This is a genomic window from uncultured Actinobacillus sp., assembly GCF_945915845.1.
GTDB lineage: Bacteria > Pseudomonadota > Gammaproteobacteria > Enterobacterales > Pasteurellaceae > Exercitatus.
In genome coordinates, this window is the sequence record NZ_CAMEFX010000012.1 from 12,408 (window position 1) to 37,346 (window position 24,939).

At 40.3% G+C, this 24,939-nt stretch carries 17 protein-coding genes; 3 read left to right on the forward strand and 14 right to left on the reverse strand.

From position 1 onward, the window contains the following. Positions 1-20: 20 nt before the first annotated feature. The 5 genes from Q0O89_RS04770 to Q0O89_RS04790 form a co-directional block, all read right to left on the reverse strand. Complete coding sequence (locus tag Q0O89_RS04770; RefSeq protein WP_273315425.1) at positions 21-377, reverse strand: DsrE family protein; 357 nt, start codon at positions 375-377, stop codon at positions 21-23. Positions 378-429: 52 nt separating this feature from the next. Next, positions 430-1,740 (reverse strand): NCS2 family permease, encoded by a 1,311-nt coding sequence (locus tag Q0O89_RS04775; RefSeq protein WP_293730545.1) that lies wholly within the window; start codon positions 1,738-1,740, stop codon positions 430-432. A 276-nt stretch (positions 1,741-2,016) separates the two neighbouring features. Next, entirely contained in the window at positions 2,017-2,178 is a 162-nt protein-coding gene (locus Q0O89_RS04780) for a hypothetical protein (protein ID WP_293730546.1), read from the reverse strand. A gap of 8 nt (positions 2,179-2,186) precedes the next feature. Next, the gene (locus tag Q0O89_RS04785; RefSeq protein ID WP_293730547.1) at positions 2,187-2,435 is read right to left on the reverse strand and encodes a type II toxin-antitoxin system RelB/DinJ family antitoxin; all 249 of its coding nucleotides are present in this window, start codon (positions 2,433-2,435) and stop codon (positions 2,187-2,189) included. 356 nt (positions 2,436-2,791) lie between these two features. Further along, a complete protein-coding gene (locus Q0O89_RS04790; RefSeq protein WP_293730548.1) occupies positions 2,792-3,643 on the reverse strand; it encodes a viperin family antiviral radical SAM protein in 852 nt (283 codons plus the stop codon). A 308-nt stretch (positions 3,644-3,951) separates the two neighbouring features. Here Q0O89_RS04790 and Q0O89_RS04795 point away from each other — a divergent pair, with 308 nt between their 5' ends. Beyond that, on the forward strand, positions 3,952-5,157 hold the full coding sequence (locus Q0O89_RS04795; protein ID WP_293730549.1) for a tetratricopeptide repeat protein: 1,206 nt from the start codon (positions 3,952-3,954) through the stop codon (positions 5,155-5,157). A 58-nt stretch (positions 5,158-5,215) separates the two neighbouring features. Here Q0O89_RS04795 and thrS read toward each other — a convergent pair whose 3' ends face one another. From thrS to malQ, 7 genes are all read right to left on the reverse strand, one after another. Then, positions 5,216-7,147, reverse strand: coding sequence for a threonine--tRNA ligase (thrS, locus tag Q0O89_RS04800; protein WP_273402499.1), 1,932 nt, complete (start codon positions 7,145-7,147; stop codon positions 5,216-5,218). Positions 7,148-7,506: 359 nt separating this feature from the next. Then, a complete protein-coding gene (locus Q0O89_RS04805) occupies positions 7,507-9,969 on the reverse strand; it encodes a glycogen/starch/alpha-glucan phosphorylase (RefSeq protein WP_273317363.1) in 2,463 nt (820 codons plus the stop codon). 258 nt (positions 9,970-10,227) lie between these two features. Continuing rightward, positions 10,228-11,670 carry a glycogen synthase GlgA gene (gene glgA / locus Q0O89_RS04810; protein ID WP_293730550.1) on the reverse strand — a complete coding sequence of 481 codons (1,443 nt, stop codon included), beginning with the start codon at positions 11,668-11,670 and terminating at the stop codon, positions 10,228-10,230. A 142-nt stretch (positions 11,671-11,812) separates the two neighbouring features. Beyond that, the gene (gene glgC / locus Q0O89_RS04815) at positions 11,813-13,123 is read right to left on the reverse strand and encodes a glucose-1-phosphate adenylyltransferase (RefSeq protein WP_293730551.1); all 1,311 of its coding nucleotides are present in this window, start codon (positions 13,121-13,123) and stop codon (positions 11,813-11,815) included. Positions 13,124-13,140: 17 nt separating this feature from the next. Next, positions 13,141-15,144 carry a glycogen debranching protein GlgX gene (gene glgX, locus Q0O89_RS04820; RefSeq protein WP_293730552.1) on the reverse strand — a complete coding sequence of 668 codons (2,004 nt, stop codon included), beginning with the start codon at positions 15,142-15,144 and terminating at the stop codon, positions 13,141-13,143. Between the two features lie 183 nt (positions 15,145-15,327). Beyond that, a complete protein-coding gene (gene glgB / locus Q0O89_RS04825; RefSeq protein WP_293730553.1) occupies positions 15,328-17,781 on the reverse strand; it encodes a 1,4-alpha-glucan branching protein GlgB in 2,454 nt (817 codons plus the stop codon). Between the two features lie 12 nt (positions 17,782-17,793). Further along, the gene (gene malQ / locus Q0O89_RS04830; RefSeq protein WP_293730554.1) at positions 17,794-19,896 is read right to left on the reverse strand and encodes a 4-alpha-glucanotransferase; all 2,103 of its coding nucleotides are present in this window, start codon (positions 19,894-19,896) and stop codon (positions 17,794-17,796) included. Between the two features lie 291 nt (positions 19,897-20,187). On the opposite strand from malQ, the gene Q0O89_RS04835 reads away from it, so the two are divergent. Further along, entirely contained in the window at positions 20,188-21,057 is an 870-nt protein-coding gene (locus tag Q0O89_RS04835) for a fructosamine kinase family protein (protein WP_293730555.1), read from the forward strand. Between the two features lie 80 nt (positions 21,058-21,137). On the opposite strand, the gene Q0O89_RS04840 is transcribed toward Q0O89_RS04835, so the two are convergent. Then, on the reverse strand, positions 21,138-21,986 hold the full coding sequence (locus Q0O89_RS04840) for an OmpA family protein (RefSeq protein ID WP_293730556.1): 849 nt from the start codon (positions 21,984-21,986) through the stop codon (positions 21,138-21,140). Positions 21,987-22,167: 181 nt separating this feature from the next. Next, positions 22,168-23,229, reverse strand: coding sequence for a protease SohB (sohB, locus tag Q0O89_RS04845; RefSeq protein WP_293730557.1), 1,062 nt, complete (start codon positions 23,227-23,229; stop codon positions 22,168-22,170). A 163-nt stretch (positions 23,230-23,392) separates the two neighbouring features. Here sohB and trpE point away from each other — a divergent pair, with 163 nt between their 5' ends. After that, positions 23,393-24,937 (forward strand): anthranilate synthase component I, encoded by a 1,545-nt coding sequence (gene trpE, locus Q0O89_RS04850; RefSeq protein WP_293730558.1) that lies wholly within the window; start codon positions 23,393-23,395, stop codon positions 24,935-24,937. Positions 24,938-24,939: the final 2 nt, after the last annotated feature.

A 24,939-nucleotide genomic window follows, 5' to 3' on the forward strand; every position in this document is an offset into this window, starting at 1 on the left:
AAGACGTTTAAAAAGACGAATTAGAAATTAATCACTTTATCTGCCCATAATGTCCACGCAGAAACATCATCTAAAGTACCGACACTTACACCTTGCACTAAAGGCAAATGAGTAATGCCGCGAGCTTTGGTACAACTAGTACAGAGTTTAGCTTCTGCCCCTAGACCGGTGAGAATTTCTAAAATTTGTTGGACATTGTAGCCATCATTAGGCTGTTGCCCTGCAAGACCGGCTAATACCGCATCGGAAAAAAAGAAGGCTTTTAGTTCTACTTCGTTACTATGCTCTTCTAAAAGATTAACGGCATAGCGTAAACCATTAAAGGTTTTTTCCGTGCCGTATGGTGATTCATTAAAAATAAACAGTAATTTTTGCATGTTGACCTCCTAACATAACAGAATAGGGACAATCTCGTCCCTATTTTTTGAATTATCCCACCCAGACAAATTTAATTAAGAATAGGATGGAAACCACCCAAACAGGCGCATTCACTTCTCGAATTCGACTGGTACAAGCTTTCATGACACAATAACTGATAAACCCAAAGGCGATCCCTTCTGTAATGGAATAGGTAAATGGCATCATCGCTGCGGTAATAAAGGCGGGTGTTGCTTCTGTTAAATCATCCCATTGCACTTTAATTAAACTTGATGCCATAAGAATACCGACATACACCAACGCTCCTGCTGTGGCGTAAGCCGGCACTAAACCGGCTAATGGTGAGAAGAAAATGGTTAACAAGAATAACAAACCAACCACAACGGCTACTAAGCCTGTACGTCCCCCCACTGACACACCGGAACCGCTTTCCACATAAGTGGAAATCGCAGAAGTCCCAATATAGGAACCGACAACGGCACTCGTACTGTCTACAAATAACGCCTGACGCATATTTGGGAAACGACCTTTTTCATCGGTAATCCCTGCTTTTTCGGTCACGCCTAATAGCGTGCCTGATGAGTCAAAAAGGTTCACTAATAAGAACGAGAAAATAATGCCTAATAATGCCGTATCTAATGCACCGGCGATATCGACTTTCCCCACAACCGCATCAAGGCTCGGCGGCATAGAGATAAAACCATTAAATTGAACAGCAGGATCCACTACTAAAGCTAACCCCGTAACCACAACAATCGACACTAAAACGCCTGAATAAATATTGCGCGCAGCTAAAATGGTAATAATAAAAAAGCCTAAAATCCCTAATAGCACTTTCGGATCATGTAAATCCCCTAATGCGACTAAAGTGGCAGGATTCGCGACAACTACGCCCATATTTTTAAAGCCGATAAGCGCAATAAAAAAGCCGATTCCGGCACCAATCCCCACGCGTAACCCCAAAGGAATAGAGGCCATTAACCAATAGCGAATTTGAAACAACGTTAAGAGGAATAACCCCACTGAGCCCCAAAAAATTGCGCCCATCCCCACTTGCCAAGAATAGCCAAGTTTATTTACCACAACATAAGCAAAAAAGGCGTTCAACCCCATAGCAGGTGCTAAAGCAATGGGTAAATTGCTAAACAACCCCATTGCCATAGTGCCAAAACCGGCAATTAGACAAGTCGTCACAAAAACCACTTGTTTATCCATCCCGGCATCACCAAGAATAGATGGGTTAACAAATACAATATAAACCATGGTAAAGAAAGTCGTAATCCCAGCCACGATTTCAGTTTTCGTGTTGGTTCGATTTTCTGCGAATTTAAAAAAACGAGATAAGAATGATTGAGATGCCATGTAAAAGTTCCTCTGATTAAAAGCTTAAGGATTTTATCAAATCGAAGAAAGAACTGCTAATTTTTTACATCAAAATACAACAGAATTCTGTGCCATTTTTCTGACAGCATAACAAAGTGAAGAGGTCAATTTGGGGCAAATGTGATTTGTTCCTAGGCAAAAAATAAGGGCGAGATACCTCGCCCTTAACTGGATACTTGACGGGAAAAGTTGCTCGGGTAGGTTGCTCATAATTTGTGATATGTATAATTGATTGTCAGCAATGAATTTTACTTGCTAGAACAAGTTCCAACAATACAACAGCTCCAATCGGTTCTTTGGAATATGCGAATTTTCAACCACTTTGTCGAGTTTTTTACGCAACTGTGTTTTAATTGCGGTATCGCGTTTATTCAACTCTTTGACAAAATCATCGTGAACTTTAATTGAATACGTCATATAACAACCTATGAGAATAATTCATCAAGGGTTGTGTTTTTGATTTTTTCAGGTTCATTTAAACGCTGTTTTATCAACGCATATAAATCCGCGTCTTCATCAGATACGATAATTTGCTTGATTGGCATTTTACCTGTTTCCGCTACATACGCTAAGAATGCTCGTATGGCATCTGACGGGCTGATCCCCAAGTTATCAAAAGCCTTAAATGCTTGTTGTTTTACCATATCATCAATACGGATATTTAAGTTTGACATTGTTTCCCCCTATGTTTAAGTATAGTGTAAAACAAATGTAAAACACAAACAAGCGGTTATTTTTTTACCGTTTAGGCAGCCACTTTAGAGTGGAAGATAGATTCAAAGGTATTTTAAGCACTTTACAATATTTCCTGGCAGATCCCCTCCTCCAATTGCAAACCCACTTAATTTACAAGCAATCTGGTTTGTAGTGATCACTACACCAAGCTTATTCACGCTATTTATCAGGAATGTGAAAATGATAAAAGTGGTTTAGACAAGAAAGCGGCTGATATTTGCGTTGATAAATTTATGAAGTGATTTCATTCGTTTTAATTAAAGTAAGAAATCCATAATATTTGACCGCTTGTCTATTATACCTTTTTATATCTAGCATTAAATTTTGCTATATCAAAGGAAATTTCTTTTAACGCTTCTACTACTCCTACATCTAATATTGATTGGCTATATTTATAACCCAAGTTATTTGGTTCATTTTGAAAGAACCGCCCTAAAGGATCAATCATTAAATATGAATGTACCATTTCATCATTATTTTCCGAACTAATTATCGAATGAAAAGATTTATGGGTTTCTAAAAACATGGAAAACTCTTCGTTTGTTATATCCAGTTTTCTATTAATAATAGGTAATACTTTAAAAACTTTCCATTTTTGAGGAGATATGGATGCAATAAATTCACTCATATTCTCATGAGAATTAAACTTATTCACAACTGTATTAATCTTTATTACTATATTTGGATTTAAACTTCTTATCATATTAATATTATTAATGGTTTTCTCAATACTTATAGGCTCTTTAGATGTTGTTCTGCCTATTGCTATATTAGTTGGATCTTTTATAGAATCTATACTAAATCCAATAATATCAAAATTATTAGCTATAATTTTGTTTAGATTATAGTCCAATAAACTTCCATTAGTTATAGTAGATAATTTAATATCTCTCTTTTTTGCTTCTGCAATAATATTAATTATTGCATCACGATATAAAAATATTTCTCCACCAACTAAATTTAATCTAATAGAATCAAAGCCCTTAAATCTATTTGATAACAATAATATCTGATCTAACAAATTAGACACTTGTAAAGAATTATGAAATAACTCTTTTTTACAAGGTTTATCCCACTTAGCAAAGCAATATTGACATTTAAAATTACAAGCTTCTGTAATATGCCAGTTAATAACTAACTCTTTCATCCCTACTCTCCAAACTGACGCTCAACCACAAATCCTATTCTTTTTAAATTGCTTTTCAACTTCATATAAGCTCTCTTATCGCTGGGGCTAACTGAAAGAAAAATGCGCTGTAATCTATCAGGAGACCACAGTTCACTATGTTTCGATCTCCGATGAAACAACCATCCTACTTTAACTAGCTCTTTGATTAGTTGGTTTATATCCTTGTTCGAGCTGTATTTTGCACACATAATTTTTCTCCGATTGTTGAATTTTTTCTATAAGACCCCATATAGATGACCTATCTATACTTTTTATAGGATAACAATATGAAAAAGACATCCAGGGACTCAAACGGGGACATTGTTGAAAAAACAAACAATTGTGAAAAATATTTTGAAGCTATATATGAATACCTTAAGAAACAAGGTTGGTCATACTCAGATTTAGCAAAGGAAATATACAATAAGTATATAGATGTTGAAGAGTGTAAAAATGAAAGTGATGAAAAGGAACACATCAAAAATTTTACAGACAACATTAACAAAGCAATGCAGAGAAAAGAACAGGATAAAATCACTATTCACAAATCTCTTTCTACAGATAAGATAAAAATATCTGTAAAAAAAATCTGTGAAATACTTAACATTGACATACCAAAAGAAATCACTTATATCGGAGATATTCCTGAATATGATGTTGATGCTTACCTCAGATTCAATAAAGATACGATTATTACTCCAACTAGAGAACGATGGAGTTGGTTTGAAGAAAAGGCTTTAAAAGAAGTTGAATATTATGCTGAAAGAAATAAAAAAGAAGCAATAACCGCACTTGCTCATTATTATTACTATTGTGGAAAAAATGGAATTAGGAATCCTACTAAAGCTCGTGAGTTTTATGAAAAAACGGCTTCTGAAAATGATGAAATCGCTCTATATCAGCTTGGTATTATTTATGAGTACGGTAGTGAAAACATTCCGGCTGATGAAAATAAAGCTTTTAATTACTATCAAAGATTATCTAACTCAAACTTTGCCCTTGCTTTAAATAAGCTGGCTTATTGTTACTATGAAGGAAAAGGAGTTTCTAAGAGCCTAGATGACTTCTTTAAATACATAGAAAAGTCAAGCGAACAAGGGAATCTAGAAGGTAAATTAAACTTAGCATATGCTTATACCAATGGCTTAGGTATAAAGAAAAATGTGGAAGAGGCAATTAACATTTATGAAGAAATATTAAATGAAGATGTGAATGAATATACCGTCTTGATATATATGACATTATCCTATTTATATAGGACAGAAAGTTCTATCAAAGATATAAATAAAGCTAGAGAATATCTTAAAAAATCTATCGAAATACAATTAGATCTCATTGAAAATCTTGAAGAGTCTAAACTGAATATCTTTGACCCTATATATCAAATGATGTCATTAACGCCTGAAAAATTTATAAATATTGCTAAAAATAAACATTATGATGATACAAATACCCCAACTCAACCTACCGTTATAAAAGCACTGATTTCATAAACGTAAAAAAACACCGCCCTTACAAGCGGTGTTATTTCAATGATAGTTTACGAAAAAACTACTCTTCCCCAAGTAATTTCAACTCACGTCCACGTACTTGTGATTTTAAGATTTCAACAAACTCTTCCACTTTGTAAGTGCCTAAGTCTGCGCCTTTACGGGTACGCACAGAGACTTTGCCTTCAGCGATTTCTTTATCGCCGCAAACAAGCATATAAGGCACACGGCGTAAGGTGTGTTCACGCACTTTAAAGCCCACTTTTTCGTTGCGTAAATCCGCTTTCACACGCAAGCCTGCGTCAGAAAGTTGTTTCACTACTTTTTGCACGTATTCCGCTTGGCTGTCGGTAATGTTCATTACCACTGCTTGAACCGGTGCTAACCACGCTGGGAAGAAACCTGCGTATTCTTCGGTAATAATCCCGATGAAACGCTCGATTGAGCCTAAAATCGCACGGTGGATCATCACAGGCGTACGGCGACCATTGTCTTCTGCCACATAAGAAGCATCTAAGCGACCCGGTAAAGCAAAGTCTAATTGCACCGTACCACATTGCCATTCACGGTCTAAACAGTCACGTAATGCGAACTCAATTTTTGGACCATAGAATGCGCCTTCGCCTTCTTGAATTTCATATTCCAAGCCGTTATTGCGTAATGCGTTTGCAAGCCCTTCTTCGGCACGATCCCACATAGCATCATCGCCGATACGGTTTTCCGGACGTGTTGAAAGTTTTACGGCAATGTTTTCAAAACCGAAGGTGCTGTAAATGTCGTAAACCATTTTGATACAACTGGTTACTTCACTCTCGATTTGCTCTTCTGTACAGAAAATATGCGCATCGTCTTGAGTAAAGCCACGTACACGCATTAAACCGTGCAATGAACCCGATGGCTCGTTACGGTGGCAAGAACCAAATTCCGCCATACGAATTGGTAAATCACGGTAAGATTTTAAGCCTTGATTGAAAATCTGAACGTGCCCTGGGCAGTTCATTGGTTTAATCGCATACTCACGGTTTTCTGATTGGGTGGTGAACATTAAATCCGCATAGTTTTGCCAGTGACCTGTACGCTCCCAAAGCACTCTGTCCATCATAAACGGACCTTTTACCTCTTGGTAATCGTATTCTTTTAATTTAGTACGCACAAAGGTTTCAAGCTCGCGGAAAATCGTCCAGCCATCATTGTGCCAGAACACCATACCCGGTGCCTCTTCTTGCATATGGTATAAATCTAATGCTTTACCGATTTTACGGTGGTCACGTTTTGCCGCTTCTTCTAAGCGTTGTAAATAGTCGGCAAGTTGTTTCTTATCTGCCCATGCCGTACCGTAAATACGTTGCAACATTTTATTTTTGCTGTCGCCACGCCAGTATGCCCCTGCCACTTTTTGTAATTTGAAGTGATGGCAGAAACGCATATTCGGCACGTGCGGACCACGACACATATCAATATATTCTTCGTGATGATAAAGTGCCGGGTGGTCATCTTTACTGATATTTTCGTCCAAAATCGCCATTTTGTACGGCTCGCCACGGCTTTCAAACGTATCTCTTGCTTCCTGCCAGCTCACACGTTTTTTCACTACATCGTAATTGGTCTTCGCCAGCTCTAACATACGTTTTTCTAACGCATCAATATCTTCTTGGGTTAAAGAGCGGTCTAAATCAATGTCATAATAGAAACCGTTGTCGATTGTTGGACCAATCGCCATTTTCACGTTCGGGAAAAGTTGTTTGATTGCGTGACCCAATAAGTGTGCCGTTGAGTGACGGATAATCTCTAAACCGTCTTCATCTTTTGCGGTAATAATTTCAAGGGTAGCATCTTCGCTGATCATGTCAGAAGCATCACGGCGTTCGCCGTTTACACGCCCTGCGATTGTTGCTTTCGCAAGACCTGCACCGATACTTTGAGCGACTTCCATCACAGAAACTGGGTTGTCGAATTGGCGTTGTGAGCCATCAGGTAAAGTAATAATTGGCATTGTTAATCCTTATACAGTGGTAACCCATACGAAAGGTTACTTGTTGGTTTATACGATTATGCAGGGGAATCTATTTCGCCTTATTTCCATTTTGTTATGAAATAGGAACAGGGCGAAAAATATTTCGCCCCTACAAATAAATAATCAAAATATAGGTGTTAAAAAACACCGCACTTTTGACTAGTTCCTACAATGAACTATCAAAAAGTGCGGTGAATTCTAGCACAATTTCCTTTTATTATGTAGCAATTGTGCAAAAGAAGCGGTAAGAATCTGTTAAATCAGGATGATTTCTCGACTCTATTTGCTTGGCATAAAAAACGCGGTGAATGTTCACCGCATTAGATGACCGCTTTAGCTTATGCCAGATTTAATGGTTTAATTTTCCAAATTTTCTCTGCATATTCCGCAATGGTACGGTCTGATGAGAAGAAACTCATATTCACGATATTTTGCACTGCACTTTCTACCCAAGCGTCTTGGTCGCGATATTTTTCATCTACCGCTTTTTGCGCTTCTACATAGCTACGGAAATCCGCAAAGGCTTGGTAGTAGTCGTGGGAACGTAAGCTATTGAGCAAATCTTGATAGCGGTTCGGATCTTTCGGCGAGAAACGTCCTGCACTGATTTGATCAATCACCGTACGAAGTTGTTCATCTTGTTGGTAATAGTTAAACGGATAGTAACCTTCGCGGCGTAAGGCTTCCACTTGTTCTACGGTATTACCGAAAATAAAGATGTTGTCTTCGCCTACGTTTTCTAAGATTTCTACGTTCGCACCGTCTAGCGTACCTAAGGTCAACGCGCCGTTAAGGGCAAATTTCATATTACTTGTCCCTGAGGCTTCCGTTCCTGCTAAGGAAATTTGCTCAGAAATATCTGCCGCAGGAATGATGATTTGCGCAAGGCTTACGCTGTAGTTAGGGATAAATACTACTTTCAAGCGACCTTTCAAGCGTTCATCGTGGTTAATAATATGCGCTACATCATTAATTAAATTAATGGTTTGTTTTGCCGCATAATAAGCCGATGCCGCTTTCCCGGCTAAGATAAAGACGCGTGGTGTCCAATCTTTTTCAGGGTTCGCAATCATTTCGTTATAACGTGCCACGATGTGTAAAACGTTAAGAATTTGGCGTTTGTATTCATGGATACGTTTAACTTGAACGTCAAATAAGGCATCCGGGTTTAATTCAATGCCTAATTCGCGTTTGACATAGTCCGCTAAACGCACTTTGTTTGCACGTTTAATTTGTGGAATTGCCGCTTTGAATTCAGGTTCTTGAATGTGCGCTTTTAATTCTTGTAAACGGCTTAAATCGCGGCGCCATTCTGTGCCGATATAACGGTCAAATAAGGCAGATAAATCCGGGTTCGCTACGGCAATCCAACGGCGTGGTGTAATACCGTTTGTGACGTTAGTGAAGCGTTCCGGATAAATACGGGCAAAATCTGCAAAGGTTGAAGTGACCATTAAGTCTGAGTGAATCGCCGCAACGCCGTTGACTTTATGTGAACCTACCACAGATAACCAACCCATACGCACTTTGCGCGCATCACCTTCTTCAATTAAAGACACACGGCGAATAAAGTGATCATCGGTGGTCACATAAGTGCGGACATATTCTAAGAAGTAATCATTGATTTCAAAGATAATTTGTAAATGACGTGGTAAGATTTTCGCCATCATTTCTACCGGCCATGTTTCTAAGGCTTCAGACATTAAAGTATGACAGGTGTAAGAGAAGATTTGACGGCACATATCCCAAGCGGTTTGCCATTCGTAACCTTCTTGATCCACTAAAATGTGCATTAACTCAGGAATCGCTAAAGCCGGGTGGGTATCGTTTAAATGAATTGCCACTTTGTCTGCAAGATTTTTTACCGTGCCGTGTGTGCGTTTATGACGGCGTACGATATCTTGTAACGAAGCAGAAACTAAGAAATATTCTTGGCGTAAACGTAACTCACGACCGGCTACCGTTGAATCATCAGGGTATAACACACGAGACACGTTTTCCGTTGACGCGCGATTTTCAATGGCACTGAAATAATCACCGCGGTTGAAGTCTTGTAGGTTAAACATATCGCCCGCGTGCGCGCTCCATAAACGCAAGGTTGCCGCGGAATCATTGTCATAACCCGGGATCATTTGGTCGTAAGCAAGTGCGGTGATTTCTTCGTCATTTTCCCACACACATTTTTTGCCTTCAAAATAAATATGACCGCCAAAACGAATGTTGAAACGTTTTGATGGACGAATAAATTCCCAGCAAGAGCCTTTTTCTAACCAAGCATCCGGTTTTTCCACTTGGCGACCGTCTTCGATATGTTGTTGGAACATACCGTATTCATAACGGATACCGTAACCCATAGCCGGAATCCCTAAAGTGGCAATTGAATCCATAAAGCAAGCGGCTAAACGACCTAAACCGCCGTTACCTAAACCGGGATCCACTTCTTTTTCTAAAACCTCTTCTAAATCGACATTTAATTCTTTTAAAGCTTCGCTCGCTAATTCGTACACGCCCTCTGCGATTAAGGCATTCGACAAGGTACGACCCATTAAGAATTCCATTGAAAGATAGTAAACACGGCGTGTTTTTTCATCACGTGATTGACGTGCTGTGTTAATCCAGCCTTCTGTCACTAAATCGCGCACGGCATAAAGTGTCGCGTTTAACCAGTCGCGTTGACTCGCTTCTTGTGGTGAACGACCGATTAAGAAAATTAATTTATAAATAATAGTTTCTTTGAGTGATGCAGTCGTGTGCTCCGGCGCTCTATAAGGGAACGGCGCATCGATTTTATCAAATGTCATGATATGTTGAACTCCTCGTTGATTTTAAACGGCGCATTTTTACTCATCCTTAATTTAAAATACGCCAATAGTGGTGATTTTCATCACGAAAATATGAGCGACTATCCTTAAACGCTAAAACTTATCGGTTTGCCAAGTTGCCTTGGTAAACACGAAAACGCTTATCTCGATAACAATGTTTTTAATGGTGGGCAGGAATGCTCACCCTACTTATTTCGATAACAAAGTTTTAATGGTGGGCAGGGATGCCCACCCTACTTATCTCGAGAACAAAGAACGATATAAATCTTGGTAATGTTCCGCAGAAATTCGCCAGCTGAAATCTTGTGTCATAGCTTGAGTGCGAACTTTTTGCCAAAGTTTTGGTTGTTGCCAAAGGGCGAAGGCATGTTGAATAGAGCCTTGTAAGCCGTGCGGCACGGCATCATAGAACACAAAACCGGTGGCGCAATTTTGTTCAATGTTTTCTGCGGTGCTATTCACAACGGTATCCGCTAAACCACCCGTTGAACGAACCAATGGCAATGTGCCGTATTTCAACCCGTATAATTGTGTTAAACCACAAGGCTCGAAACGGCTTGGCACTAAAATGACATCGCCGCCTGCGATCATTAAATGAGATAAGGCTTCATCATATCCAATGCGCACGCCAACATGTTGCGGGTAATAATGGGTTAACTGGCGTAAGCCTTCTTCAAAATGCGGTGCGCCTGAACCCAGTACGATTAATTGTCCGCCTTGCGCAACAATGTGCTGTGCGCACTCTAATAATAAATCGACCCCTTTTTGTTCCGTTAAACGTGTCACCATCACAAATAAAAGTGCGGTCGGATCTTGCGGTAAATTAAAGGCAGCTTGTAATGCAGCTTTATTTTTCCCTTTGCCTGTGAGATCTGTTTTGTCATAGTGATTTTCAATATAGCTATCACAAGTGGGGTTCCAAATCACATCATCTACACCATTTAAAATACCAAATAGACGATTTTGTGCTTTTAAGGTGCCCAATAACCCTTGTAAGCCATAAGCAAACTCTGGGGTGGTAATTTCTTTCGCATAGGTTGGGCTTACTGCGGTGACGGCATCAGAATAATATAGCCCTGCTTTTAAGTAGGAAATTTGGCCATAAAACTCTAAGCCATTGACATTAAACATTGACGTTGGCAAGCCAATTTCAAATAAATGGTGATAAGAGAAAAAGCCGGCATAAGCAAGGTTATGTACGGTAAACACTGATTTGGCCGGACGCCCCTTGTTTTCCAAATAAGCGGCCGTTAAACCCGCGTGCCAGTCGTGAGCATGTACCACTTCTGCGTGCCACCAAGGATCTAAGCCGGTTGCCAATTCCGCCCCTACCCAGCTGAGTAAGGCGAAACGTTTGTAGTTATCGCCATAATCGTTATACCAAGGATCGTGATACGGATTTCCCTCGCGGGCATAAAGTTGTGGCGCATCAATTAAATACACGCCAATGCCTTTATATTTGCCATAAAGCAATCGAATGTAGCCGGCAAAGAAGTGATGGAATTCATTCACCACTACCGTTTCAGGAATACCACGTAACATGGCCGGATAAGCCGGCACAACAATACGAACATCCATACCAATGTCTTTTTGAGCAAAAGGCAATGCACCCATTACATCCGCCAATCCACCGGTTTTTAATAACGGATATAACTCCGAACAAACATGTAATACTTTCATGAAATTTTCCTATAAAAAGAAGAAATACGGTGGAAATTACTATCAGTAACGTTGATAAACCCCATACAAGCTGTATAGGGTTCCTTTATCAGTGCTAAATATTAAATTTGATAACAAAAACCACCGCACTTTAGGCGTTATTTTAATCTAAATGTGCTTCAGATTCGACCGTTTCGCCATTTAATTTTTTAATCATAGCTTCAGTAACTAACACCACTTTGCCCGTGCTGCTGACACGGAAACGTCTGCGGTCTTCGTTAATATCCACACCGATTTGCATTCCGTCAGGAATAACAACGTGGCGATCAATAATACAGTTTCTTAACACACAGTTTTTACCTACGGTCACTTGTGGTAAGACAACGGAATAATCTACCGAAGATCCTTCATTGACTTTTACACGATCAAATAAGACGGAATTACTGATAGACGCATCGGTAATCACACAGCCGCCGGAGATAAGCGAGTTATCCACCGGTCTTACATTGGAATTTTTATAAAAGAATTTTGACGGATAGGTTTGTACCGGGTTACCACGAATCGGCCAACGTTGATCGTAAATATCCAATTGTGGATTTTCTGACACTAAATCGATATTAGATTGCCAGAAACTATCCAATGTCCCTACATCACGCCAGTAGATTTCCCCTTCGGTGTTGCGTCCCATGCAAGAACGGCTAAATGGATGGGCATAAAGCACGCCTTCTTCAAGGGCTTTTGGCATAATGTCTTTACCAAAGTCATGCGATGTACAAGGTGTATGGACTTCACGCTCTAAAACATCATAGAGATAATCGGCATTAAAGATATAAATCCCCATGGAAGCTAAGGAAACTTCAGGTTTGCCTAACATTGCCGGAGGATCTTTTGGTTTTTCCACGAAAGCTTTCACTTTTAAGTTTTCATCCACCGCCATCACACCAAAGGCAGAGGCTTCTTCACGTGGTACTTCGATACAACCCACGGTACATTTTGCCCCACTTGAAACATGATCGAGCAACATTTGGCTATAGTCTTGTTTATAAATATGGTCGCCTGCAAGAATGAGCACATATTTTGGACGATAGTGATCGCGGATAATCGCCATATTTTGATATACCGCATCCGCTGTGCCACGATACCATGTAGAATCATCAATTTGTTGACGTGCCGGTAACATATCCACAAATTCACCACGTTCTTGTGGTAAGAATGACCAACCGGTTTGTAAATGGCGCAACAATGAATGAGCCGCATATTGAGTGATCACACCAATTCGATTTAAGCCTGAGTTAATACAGTTCGATAAAGCGAAATCGATAATACGTCTATTCCCCCCAAAATATAAAGCCGGTTTTGCACGCTTATCCGTTAATTCGTGAAGTCGAGAGCCACGACCACCCGCGAGAATAAGTACAAGAGTTTCTTTCACCAACTCAAATTTGCTTGGTAATTGAGTAATGCGACTATTCATAGTATGCCTCCATGTGATTAATAAAATAACGCTCCTTGGTGCAAAATACAGAAATTCAGGTTTTCTGTATTTAACTGGGCATCTTGTAAAGAAATCTCAGCAGCACTGTAAGCAAGTTTCCAATTGCCTTGCGGCAAAGTAAAATATTGTGATGCAGCTTTGGCATTCAGCACCAACAGCCAATTTTTATCCAGTACAATCTGCATCGCTTTCACATCATGATTGTGCCAATCATCTAAGGACATCATGTTTCCTTGTGGGTTAAGCCATTGCACATTCTCGTTGTCCCACCAACGATCTGAACCTAAACTTGGAATCTGTTTGCGTAATCCAATAACGGTTTTCACCGCCTTAAATAAATGTTTATCGAAATCTGCCCATTTCAGCCAAGTGATTTCGTTATTTTGGCAATAGGCATTATTATTGCCAAATTGACTGTTACCAAATTCATCGCCGGCCAATAACATGGGCGTACCGTTAGATAACAGCAAGGAAAAAATCAAACCGCAGCGACTGAAAAAGCGTTGTTGTTCTACTTCGGGTATCATCGGTTCAATCCCTTCGATACCGTGGTTATAGCTGTAATTTTCATTGCGCCCATCGCGATTTTCTTCGCCATTGGCTTCATTGTGTTTTTGGTTGTAACTCACCAAATCCCTTAAGGTAAAACCATCATGTGCGGTAATAAAATTCACCGAACGGTGGGGCAATTTATTGTCATTATTGCCGTCACGGAAAATATCATCAGAACCGGCAAAACGCTGGGCAAAAGCACCGCACTTTCCGTCTTTCCACAGCCAAAAACGGCACATATCATCGCGGAAACGATCATTCCATTCCGCAAAATCCGTAGGGAAATTTCCCACTTGATAACCAAAATCACCAATATCCCAAGGTTCTGCAATCATTTTGCACCGTTGCAAAGACGGCACGCGGCGAATGTCTTCAAACAATAACGCTTGTGGGTTATAAGCAGGCGTTTCACGTCCTAACGCCGTAGCTAAATCAAAACGGAAGCCATCCACATGACATTCTTCTACCCAATAACGCAAGCAATCCACCACCCAACGGCGCGTTACATCATTGGCTAAATTCAAGGTGTTTCCACAACCTGTATAATTCACATACTCGCCATTGTCCCATTGCCAATAATAAGTCCGATCATCAATTCCTCGTTGGCTAAAAGTTGGGAAGGTTTTTTCCGATTCTGCCGAATGGTTAAACACCACGTCTAAAATCACTTCGATACCCGCTTGGTGCAAGGCTTTAACCATTGCCTTAAACTCACGCAAAGGCGCGCCACCTTCAGGGTTAGTGGCGTAACGTGGCTCAACGGCAAACATTGCTAACGGGTTGTAGCCCCAATAATTTTGCAAGCCTTTTTGTTGTAAGTGCGGTTCGTCTAAAAAATAATTAACCGGCAACAACTCTACCGCTGTCACCCCCAATTCGCGCAAATACGCCAAACTTTCAGGGTGCGCCAACGCGGCGTAAGTGCCACGGATGGATTCAGGCAAGCGTTCATTTAATTGACTGAAACCTTTCACGTGTAATTCATAAAGAATAGTCTCCGCCCAAGGCGTTTGTAACGGCTCATCATCTTGCCAGTCAAAGGCGTCATCAATAATCACCGCTTTCGGCGCAAAAGCGGCGTTATCTTGTTCATTGTGTGGCAGAAAAATAGCCCATTTTTCCACCGCACTTAAATCAGGTTTGCCCACCACCGCTTTTGCATAAGGATCTAACATCAGCTTTTGTGGGTTGAGCAAACTGTCATCGGATTTAGGATAAAGGCGAAAACCATATTGCATACCGACTTGCGCTTTTGTGGTCTGTACTGACCAAATATGATCTTGCGCACTCATCGAAATACGTTGCTCGTTTTGCCCCTGTTCATCAAACAAACACAACTCCACCGTAGCCGCTTGCGAAGAATACAACGCAAACTGAAAGCCCTGTTTTCCTGAAATACGACAAGGCGTGCAGCCTAAAGAAAGTGGGATGGGTTGTTTTGTGATCATGGTTTTCCTTTTGTTTTTGAGATGACAATGCTATGTGATTATTTCGTCATTGTTTGTGATGTGCTGAAATACCGTTTGGTGAGCTTGTCGAACCATTAGGTATTTCAGCTGTTGCACAAGACTTACGTTTCGAGACATTCACCAAACGATATTTCAACTTGTGCAGTCACCTATCACGACATTTTACGCTTTTTCTTTCACCACTTTCTCCGCACTTTTAGCGGTACGTTTGGTGGTGGTTTTCGCTGTCGCTTTCGTTGCTTTTTTAGTTGCTACTTTCGCCACAGTTTCTACGGTTTCAGCAACAATCTCAGCCTTTTTCGCTTTAGTTGTTGCTTTAGCTATCGTTTTAGCAGTTGTTTTCACCGCAGTTTTAGCCGCTGATTTGGTAGCCTCTTTTTCCGCTGTTTTTTCGGTTGTCGCTGCTTTACGCGCTCTTGGTTTTTTTGCTTCTTTGACACGGAAGAAAAGCGTTGCCAATGGTGGAATGACAATACTAATAGATTGCGCTTTGCCGTGACTTTCTACCGCTTCGCTGACAACAACGGCTTTATTACCAAGATCTGAGCCTTGATAAAGTGCGGTGTCGGAATTGAGAATTTCGGTATATTCGCCCGCTACATTCACACCAATACGATAGTCATAATGGGGAACCGGGGTAAAGTTGCTTACTACAACAATGCGCTCACCTTTACGGCTACGGCGTTCAAAGACAAATACCGAGTTTTGATAATCGTCCACCACTAACCATTCAAAGCCTTGTGGATCATTATCTAATTCAAATAATGGGGCATTTTCGCGATAAGTGCGGTTCAAATCTTTCACAAAATTCTGCACGCCTTTATGCCAACCACCGCCAATGCCTTCATCCAATAAGAACCAGTCTAGGCTTTCTTGGTAATTCCATTCGCGACCTTGGGCAAATTCGTTCCCCATAAATAGCAATTTCTTACCCGGGTGTCCCCACATATAGCCGTAATAAGCACGCAAGTTAGCGAATTTTTGCCATGTGTCGCCCGGCATTTTGTCTAACAACGAACATTTACCATGTACCACTTCATCATGAGAAAGTGGCAAGACGAAATTTTCGCTATATTGGTACATCATGCCAAAAGTCATTTGGTTGTGATGATATTGGCGATAAATAGGATCTTTTTTCATATAAGACAGGGTGTCATTCATCCAGCCCATATTCCATTTGAAATTAAAGCCCAATCCGTTGTTGTTTAAATCATGGGTTACGCCGGCAAAAGAGGTGGATTCTTCCGCAATAGAAATCGCCCCTGGGATTTCCTGTTGGATAATGTGGTTCGTTTGTTTAAGGAAATCGATGGCTTCTAAATTTTCACGTCCGCCGTATTGATTTGGAATCCATTGACCGTCTGCGCGGCTGTAATCACGATAAATCATTGATGCCACCGCATCCACACGAATACCGTCCACACCAAAATGCTCTAACCAGTAAAGCGCGTTGCTTGCCAAGAAGTTTTTCACTTCGTGACGTCCATAGTTATAAATCAAGGTATTCCAGTCTTGATGATAGCCTTCGCGCGGATCCGCGTGTTCATACAACGCTGTGCCGTCAAAGGCGACTAAACCGTGGGTATCGCTTGGGAAATGACCGGGAACCCAGTCTAAAATCACGTTAATGCCTTCCGCATGAGCGCGTTCCACTAAGCGTTTAAAGGCTTCCGGTGAACCAAAACGACTGGTTGGGGAATACAAGCCAATAGGTTGATAACCCCAAGAGCCATCAAATGGGAATTCGGAAAGCGGTAAAAATTCAATATGAGTAAAGCCCATTTCTTTCACGTAAGGAATCAACTCATCGGCAATTTCGTCATAATTTAACCAGAAATTATTGGCTAAGTTACGGCGCCACGATCCCAAATGCACTTCATAAATAGAAATCGGTTGATCACTGCGATTTGCCTTACGGCGTTGTTCTGTCATTGGCACGGTCTCAGGCAAGGCACTCACTTGCGATGCCGTATCCGGGCGCAATTGAGAGCTAAACGCATAAGGGTCTGCTTTTAAACGCAGTTGACCATAACAATCGATTAATTCAAATTTATATAATTGCCCAAGGGAAACTTTGGGCAAAAATAATTCCCATACGCCACTGCTCGCATGAAAACGCATTGGATGACGGCGACCATCCCAATAGTTAAAGTCGCCCACAACAGAAACGCGTTTCGCATTCGGTGCCCAAAGACGGAAATTCACGCCCGATACACCGTCACACTCCATAAAATGTGCGCCTAGCACTTCATAAGGACGTAAATGCGAACCTTCCGCTAACAACCAATTATCCAAGTCACTGATCATGGGGTGAAAACGGTAAGGATCTTCAATGATTTGCGATTCATTTCCCCAGAAAACTTGCAATTGGTAAGCAAAAAAACTGCGGATTTGTGGTACTACCGCGGCAAAAAAACCACGCTCATCAATTTTTTCTAATTGACAGACCGCACTTTGTGTTTCTTTGTCTAATACCACAACCGTTGAAGCATCAGGAAGTAATGCTCGAATTTCAATGCCGTTTTCGGTTTCATGCATCCCGAGAACAGAAAAAGGATCTGCATGTTGACCATCAAAAAAGGCGTTGATAGTTCCTTGAGAAACGTATTTGCTCATAATCAATCCTTATTATTTTCTTGCATGGTTAATGTGGTTCAAGAATGCTTGAATATGATCATTTTTGAACATTTCATCTAAATCCCAGGCTAATTTATGTTGCCAATTTGGGTATTCCTGCGAAGTGCCCGGTAAGTTGAAAGACACTTCTTGGCTTAATAAATTTTCTAACTGAACACCAATTAAACTGCTGTTGCTGTTTGCCAAATATTGATGTAATACCCAGTTTAGATGCCCATGCATCGCCATAGAAAGGGCATCACCCCAATAATCCGGTGGCAAATAATGATCGCGGTGCAAGGTATTTAATAATGCCTGTTTATCAATCACGCGTTGATCATATTTTGCTTTCAACGCATCACCTTGTAATACGCCTAAAGCACCAAATAGTTCTAAGTCACGACAATGCCAGAAACTTTGTAGGGACGGCACATCATGCGTTCCAATGGTGGCAAAGGCTTTGCGCGGGAAGTCTTTACCTTGTGGGAATTGATGATGTTTTTGTTCAAAATACAACACAAAGTAAGAGAAAACAGAAAACTCGTCTAATTTCCACCGCACTTCATCCGGCACCGTGCCCAAATCTTCGCCGACCACTAAGCATTGATTGCGTTGACTTTCAATGGCAAGAATACTCATTAATGCGTCAAATGGGTAATGCACATAAACACCATCAGCGGCGGTTTTGCCTTCTGGAATTAACCATAAACGGAATAATCCCATGATGTGGTCAATGCGTAATACGCCGAAAAATTGCATATTAGCGCGAAGTAAATCAATAAATGGTTGGAAGCCGCGCGCTTTTAAGACAGACGGATTGTAAGGCGGAATATTCCAGTTTTGTCCGACAGGGCCTAATGGATCAGGTGGCGCGCCCACTGAAGCTTTGAGACAGAATAATTCTGGATCTGTCCAAACATCGGCACTACCACGTGAGCTACTTACCGCTAAATCACCGTAAATCCCTAATTTCATCCCCGAATCGCGGCATAATTGTTGCAATTCGGCTAATTGCGTTTGTGCAACCCATTGCAACCAAGCATAGAAACTAATTTTGCTTTGGTATTTTTTGATCATGGCTTGGCGCGTTTTAGCCGTCATGCTTTGCCACTCTTCACACCAACCTAACCAACCCACTTTATTTTCATCAGGCGATTGTGTGTGTGCTTCTTGATCCAATACGCAGAATAAGCCCAATTGTTGTAAGGCTTCACCTTCTTTCTTCACAAAATCCGCAAATTCCTTACGGCGTTCTACAATTTGTGCTGACTTCGCACGTTGGAAATAAGCGAAAAGTTGTTCAAGTGCGGTGTTTTTGAGACGATTTACCGCAGGATAATCCACAAGATCGCCGGCACGTAAATGCGCAACTTCTTTTTGAATCTCATCTTGGTTAAACCAATTTTGAACACTTTTACAAAGGCTAAATTCAGGTAATTGCTCTACCGCAATATATAAGTAATTGAGCCAACGGCGAGAGGCTGAACTGTATGGGCTGGCATATTGTGGCGCGGTTCCGTAATGTAAATGTAACGGGTTAACGCCCACAAAATCCGCACCATAACGCACACCTTGTTCAATTAAGGTTCTTAAATCGGCAAAATCCCCCATACCCCAGTTTTTCTGAGAACGGACAGAATAAAGTTGTACATTTAATCCCCAAGCTTTTTTCTCATTGAATAATGGTGGCTGATAGGCGGTTTGTGGACGAACCAACAAACGAACGCGATAAGCTAAATTAGCAGATGAAAAATGCAAGGTGTAATAGCCGAAAGGCAAAGAAGGAAAAGAAAAAGGTTTATCAAAAGAAACTGTTTGCTCAGACAAGGACTGTCCGTTTTCATCGAAAAGTTGCGCTGAAAAGACCGCGCTTTGTGTCTCATTTGACACGGAATGAAGCGAATTTGGGAAATAAGAAATCGGTTCGCTTTCTTTGATCACTATCACGTCATCAAATATGCCATCTTTATTCTCTAAGCTTGGCGGCTGTAATAGCCCAGTAAAATAGGCTAAGCTTTCATCGCTTGCATAAATAAGATGACCATCAATATCATAATGGGAGGGCGCAATGCCTACGCGTTGGGCGGCTTGCTCTAAGACTTCTCTACTGCTCATTGTACATCCTAAACAACTAAATTAAACAAAATCCATGTCATATTTTATAAATGACCTAATTGGAGAAAAAAGTGCAACATCCTACTGCACTTTTTGCATGGTTCAAACAACAAACCATTGATAGTTGAAATTGATTCTAGCATAGTTTTTTATATTTTCTAGCAGTTCTTGCGCCTAAACACCTTGTATTCCTATTTTTTCATTAAAAGTTTGAACTACGTCACAGATTATTGAAAAATTTTCTTTTATTATGGAAAAAAATTTCATTGCATGTAATTTCAGGAGGCGATTATGTGGAAATCAGTTTCTCAAGTATTGGCTGATCAATTCGGCGCTTATTACAACATTAAATCCAAAGAAAAAGTGCATACCGGTGAAATGCATGAAGCTTGGGTGATTGATGATGGTGTGCAACCTGTCTTTGCGAAAACCAATGAAAAATCTTATCGCTCGATGTTTCGTGCAGAAGCGGATCAATTGGCGTTAATTGCCAAAACCAATACGCTCTTTGTGCCTAGAGTGTACGGTGTAGGTTGCTCTTCTAGCCATAGTTTTTTATTGTTGGAATATCTTGCACTTCAAAAACCAACAAATGAAGAATTTTCAGCATTTGGAATAAAACTGGCACAATTACATCAAATTCAAGGACCTGAACGTTATGGTTTGGACATTGATACTTGGTTGGGCCCTGTTTATCAACCGAATGAATGGCGTGATAATTGGGCAAAATTCTTTTCCGATCAGCGCATCGGTTGGCAATTAGAAATTTGCAAAGAGAAAGGCATTGATTTTGGTAACATCAAAACTATTGTAGAAAAATGTGCAGGGCGATTGCTCAAACACAAACCGCAACCTTCCCTATTGCATGGTAATCTTTGGATTGAAAATTGCGGTTCCGTCAATGGTAAAATCGCAACCTATGATCCGGCTGTTTATTGGGGAGACAGAGAATGCGATCTGGCTTTCACTGAGTTATTTGAACCATTCCCAATGGAATTCTATGAAAGTTATTGCCGCACTTTTCCATTAGACAAGGGTTATATTCAACGTAAACCCATTTATCAGCTCTATTATTTATTAAATTTTAGTCATCGATTTAAAGAGCATTATGTTGCATTAACACGTAAATTAATCCAATTGATTTTAAATGATGAAATTTAAACTTGTATTTTTGATACAATGTTACTAGTAGATAAAAGAAAAGGGCTTCAATGAAGCCCTTTTGACTGAGATAAACTCAATTATTTTCGGTAAAGTGGTGTTGGACCTGTTGGGCCGCCTACTTTAACTTCTTTTTCATCGCGCACTAATGAGCCTGATGCATTGATTTCTACACGACGGTTCGGACGTAAACAGTCTTTTAGCTCTTGACCATGCGGAATACCGTCACAAGCTTTAACTTGTTGTGCTTTACCATAACCTACGGCGATAATCTCAGCAGTTAAACCTTGCTCAATAAAACGTGCTTTTACTGTATCCGCACGACGTTGTGATAATTTTAAGTTGTATTCTTCTGAACCTAAACGGTCTGTGAAACCTGACACTTTAACAGATTTAGAGTTCACGCGTTTTAATTCTGCTGCAATATTATCAACAACTTGTTGGCCTTTCGGCGTTAATGTTGATTTATCAAAATCAAATAAGAAGTCACCACTCAAGCTATAAGCTGCATTACCATTACAACCATTTGGATACCAAAAGAAGCTTTGTGCTTGCATTTTTTTGTCAAACAATACTTTGTATTGACAGATTTTATGTTCGCCATTTTCGCGGTAGTTGAAAGTATAGTCCCACTCACGAACGAAGTATAAACCTTCTGCTGCTTGTGGATCGCCGATTAAATGACGAATTTGGTCTTTCGCCATACCGCGTTCGATCATACGAACGTTATCCCAGTTTGGCCATGTACCGTATTGTGTACCATCATGGTTATGGGTATTGCTTTTAATTTCCGGCCATACTAAATTTTTAACCGCTTCTTCAGGTGTTGCTCCTGCAGGTGTACCTTCATCTGTGACATTGCTAATGTTACCACAAGCTGCTAATGTAAATGCCGCTGCTGCAGTAAAGGCTAAATGTGATAATTTCATTGTTGTTCCCTATTAGAATTATTTAATTTAATCACTAGATAAAATCTAGTCCCTTAAATACTGAAACTCAGATTTCATTCAGCACGCTATATTAATACCAACGAACCAAAAAGTAAATGAAAAAGCACGTATTCTAAGCTAGATTTTTGTCAAGATTTTGTAAAGAGAATTCAAGTTTTCTTTACAAATAATTTTTCGAAACACCTTGCATCCATTTAAACAAAATATTATCCGCACTTTCTTCCGCTTGTTTTCCCAATTTTTGCATCAGTGATTTTTTTTGTTTGTAATGCACGCTTACCACTGATTTAGTTTCCATGGCTTGTAAAATTAAATCATCGCTGGTATTAATTTCATCCACTAAATTCAATGCTAAAGCTTGTGTACCAAACCAATGCTCCCCCGTTGCAATACGATTCACATCTAAGTGCGGTCTATTTTCAGAAACAAATGCTTTAAATAATTGATGGGTTTCTTCTAATTCTTGCTGGAATTTTTGTTTCCCCTTTTCCGTGTTCTCGCCCAGCATCGTCACAGTACGTTTAAACTCGCCAGCTGTCATCACATCCACATCTACATCATGTTTTTTCAATAACCGATGAATATTCGGCACTTGTGCCACCACGCCCACTGAGCCAATGATCGCAAAAGGTGCAGAAACAATTTTATCTGCCACACAAGCCATCATATAGCCACCGCTTGCTGCGACTTTATCTACCGCGACAGTAAGCTTAATCCCTTTTTGTTTTAAGCGAGCAAGTTGTGATGCAGCAAAACCATATCCATGTACAACACCGCCAGGGCTTTCTAAACGTAACAACACTTCATCTTGCTCAGGCTTTGCCACAGCCAAGATAGCCGTAATCTCCTCGCGCAAAGAGCCTGTTGCAGAGGCTTGAATATCGCCTTTAAAATCCAATACATACAAGGTTGGTTTTACTTCTTTGGTAAGCTCACCCTCTTTTTTACGGCGCGCCTTTTCTTCTTTCGCCTTAGCTTTTTCCGCTTTTTTAGCTTGCTTTTCCTGCTCTTTTAACTCATCTTCCGTTAAATGAAAATCTTGTAACTTTTTACGATTTTCTTCAAATTCTTCTGACAAGTTCGTGATTTCCAGTTCACCTTGTGGCCCATGCTTTTTCTGTTTTAAAGCAAAGATCACCACCACAATACCTGCAATCACGAATAAAATCGTGAGAATTTCTAAAATAAAAATACCATATCCGACTAAAATTTCAGACCACATAATTGTTCCTTGTTAACGATAAAACGAAAGCGAATAATACCGTTTTTATGCTATCGACGCATTAAATAAATCCAAAGTGAGAAATTTATTTTGTATTTCCACTTGACAAACTTTTTATGTACTAGTTAAATAGTACAAAATTCATTTGAAACAAGAGGTCCTTATGTTTCAGCCCTACATTCAAGTTTTTAACCAATCTGTAGATTACCATGATGATTTAACCAAAGTATTTCACACGCTTTGCCGTCAACATTCAAATAGTCTGTTATTAGAAAGTGCTGAGATTAGTAGTAAAAATAGTTTAAACAGTTTACTACTGATTAATGCCGCGTTAAAAATCACCTGCTTAGGTAACCGCGTCACATTTAAAGCATTAACGGAAAACGGTTGTACGGTATTAAAGCATTTAGTAGGAAATTTGTGGGGATTATCTTGCCAAGTGCAACAACCTAAAGACAATGAATTGGCTGTCACATTTTCCTCGCCTGATCAAAACTTAGATGAAGACAGCAAATTACAAGCCTTAACCATTTTTGACGGTTTACGCCAAGTGAATAATCTGTATGCTCATAGTCAAACGCCCATTTTCCTAGGGGGTTTATTTGCTTATGATTTAGTGGCAAATTTTATCCCCATGGCAAATATTGAACTCAAAGACGATGGCTTAACTTGCCCGGATTATGTTTTTTATTTAGCGGAAAATTTGCTACGGTTAAATCACCAAACTCAACAAGCGACCTTACAAACTTTCTGTTTTAGCAGTAAAGAAGCGGACAATTTACAACAAAGTGCGGCGAAAATTGCAGAAGATTTAAAAAATCTCAAACCGTTGCCGCCAATCCAACGCGCCGGCACTGAAGTTGTTCCTAATTTGGATGACGATAAATTCAAACAAATTATCACCGCACTTAAACAGCATATTTATCGGGGCGATGTGTTCCAAATTGTGCCGTCACGCCGCTTTAGTATTCCTTGCCCGAATTCTCTGGCGACCTATCGCCAACTCAAACAAAATAACCCAAGTCCCTATATGTTTTATATGCAAGACGAGGATTTCACCCTATTCGGTGCGTCCCCAGAAAGTGCATTGAAATTCAGCACGCAAACCCGTCAATTAGAAATCTACCCTATTGCCGGCTCTCGTCCGCGCGGTTTTGATGCCAATGGTCAAATCGATCCTGAATTAGATGCGCGCTTAGAGTTAGAGTTACGCTTGGATCAAAAAGAATTGGCAGAGCATTTAATGTTAGTGGATTTAGCGCGCAATGACATTGCTCGCGTTTGTGACAGCGGCACGCGCCAAGTAAAAGACTTGATGCAAGTGGATCGGTATTCTCACATTATGCACCTAGTTTCTCGTGTGGTGGGCAAACTTCGTCCTGAATTAGACGCGCTACACGCTTATCAAGCCTGTATGAATATGGGCACGCTCACCGGTGCACCAAAAATCAAAGCCATGCAACTGATTTACCAATTTGAACAACAAAAACGACACAGCTACGGCGGCGCAGTCGGTTATTTATCTTCAGACGGTAATTTTGATACCTGTATCGTCATCCGCTCTGCCTTTGTACAAAACGGCATTGCCTATGTGCAAGCAGGCTGTGGCGAAGTATTAGATTCCGATCCGCAAATGGAAGCAGACGAAACACGTCACAAAGCACGCGCCGTACTCAACGCCATTATGCAAATAAACAATTCAAAATAAGG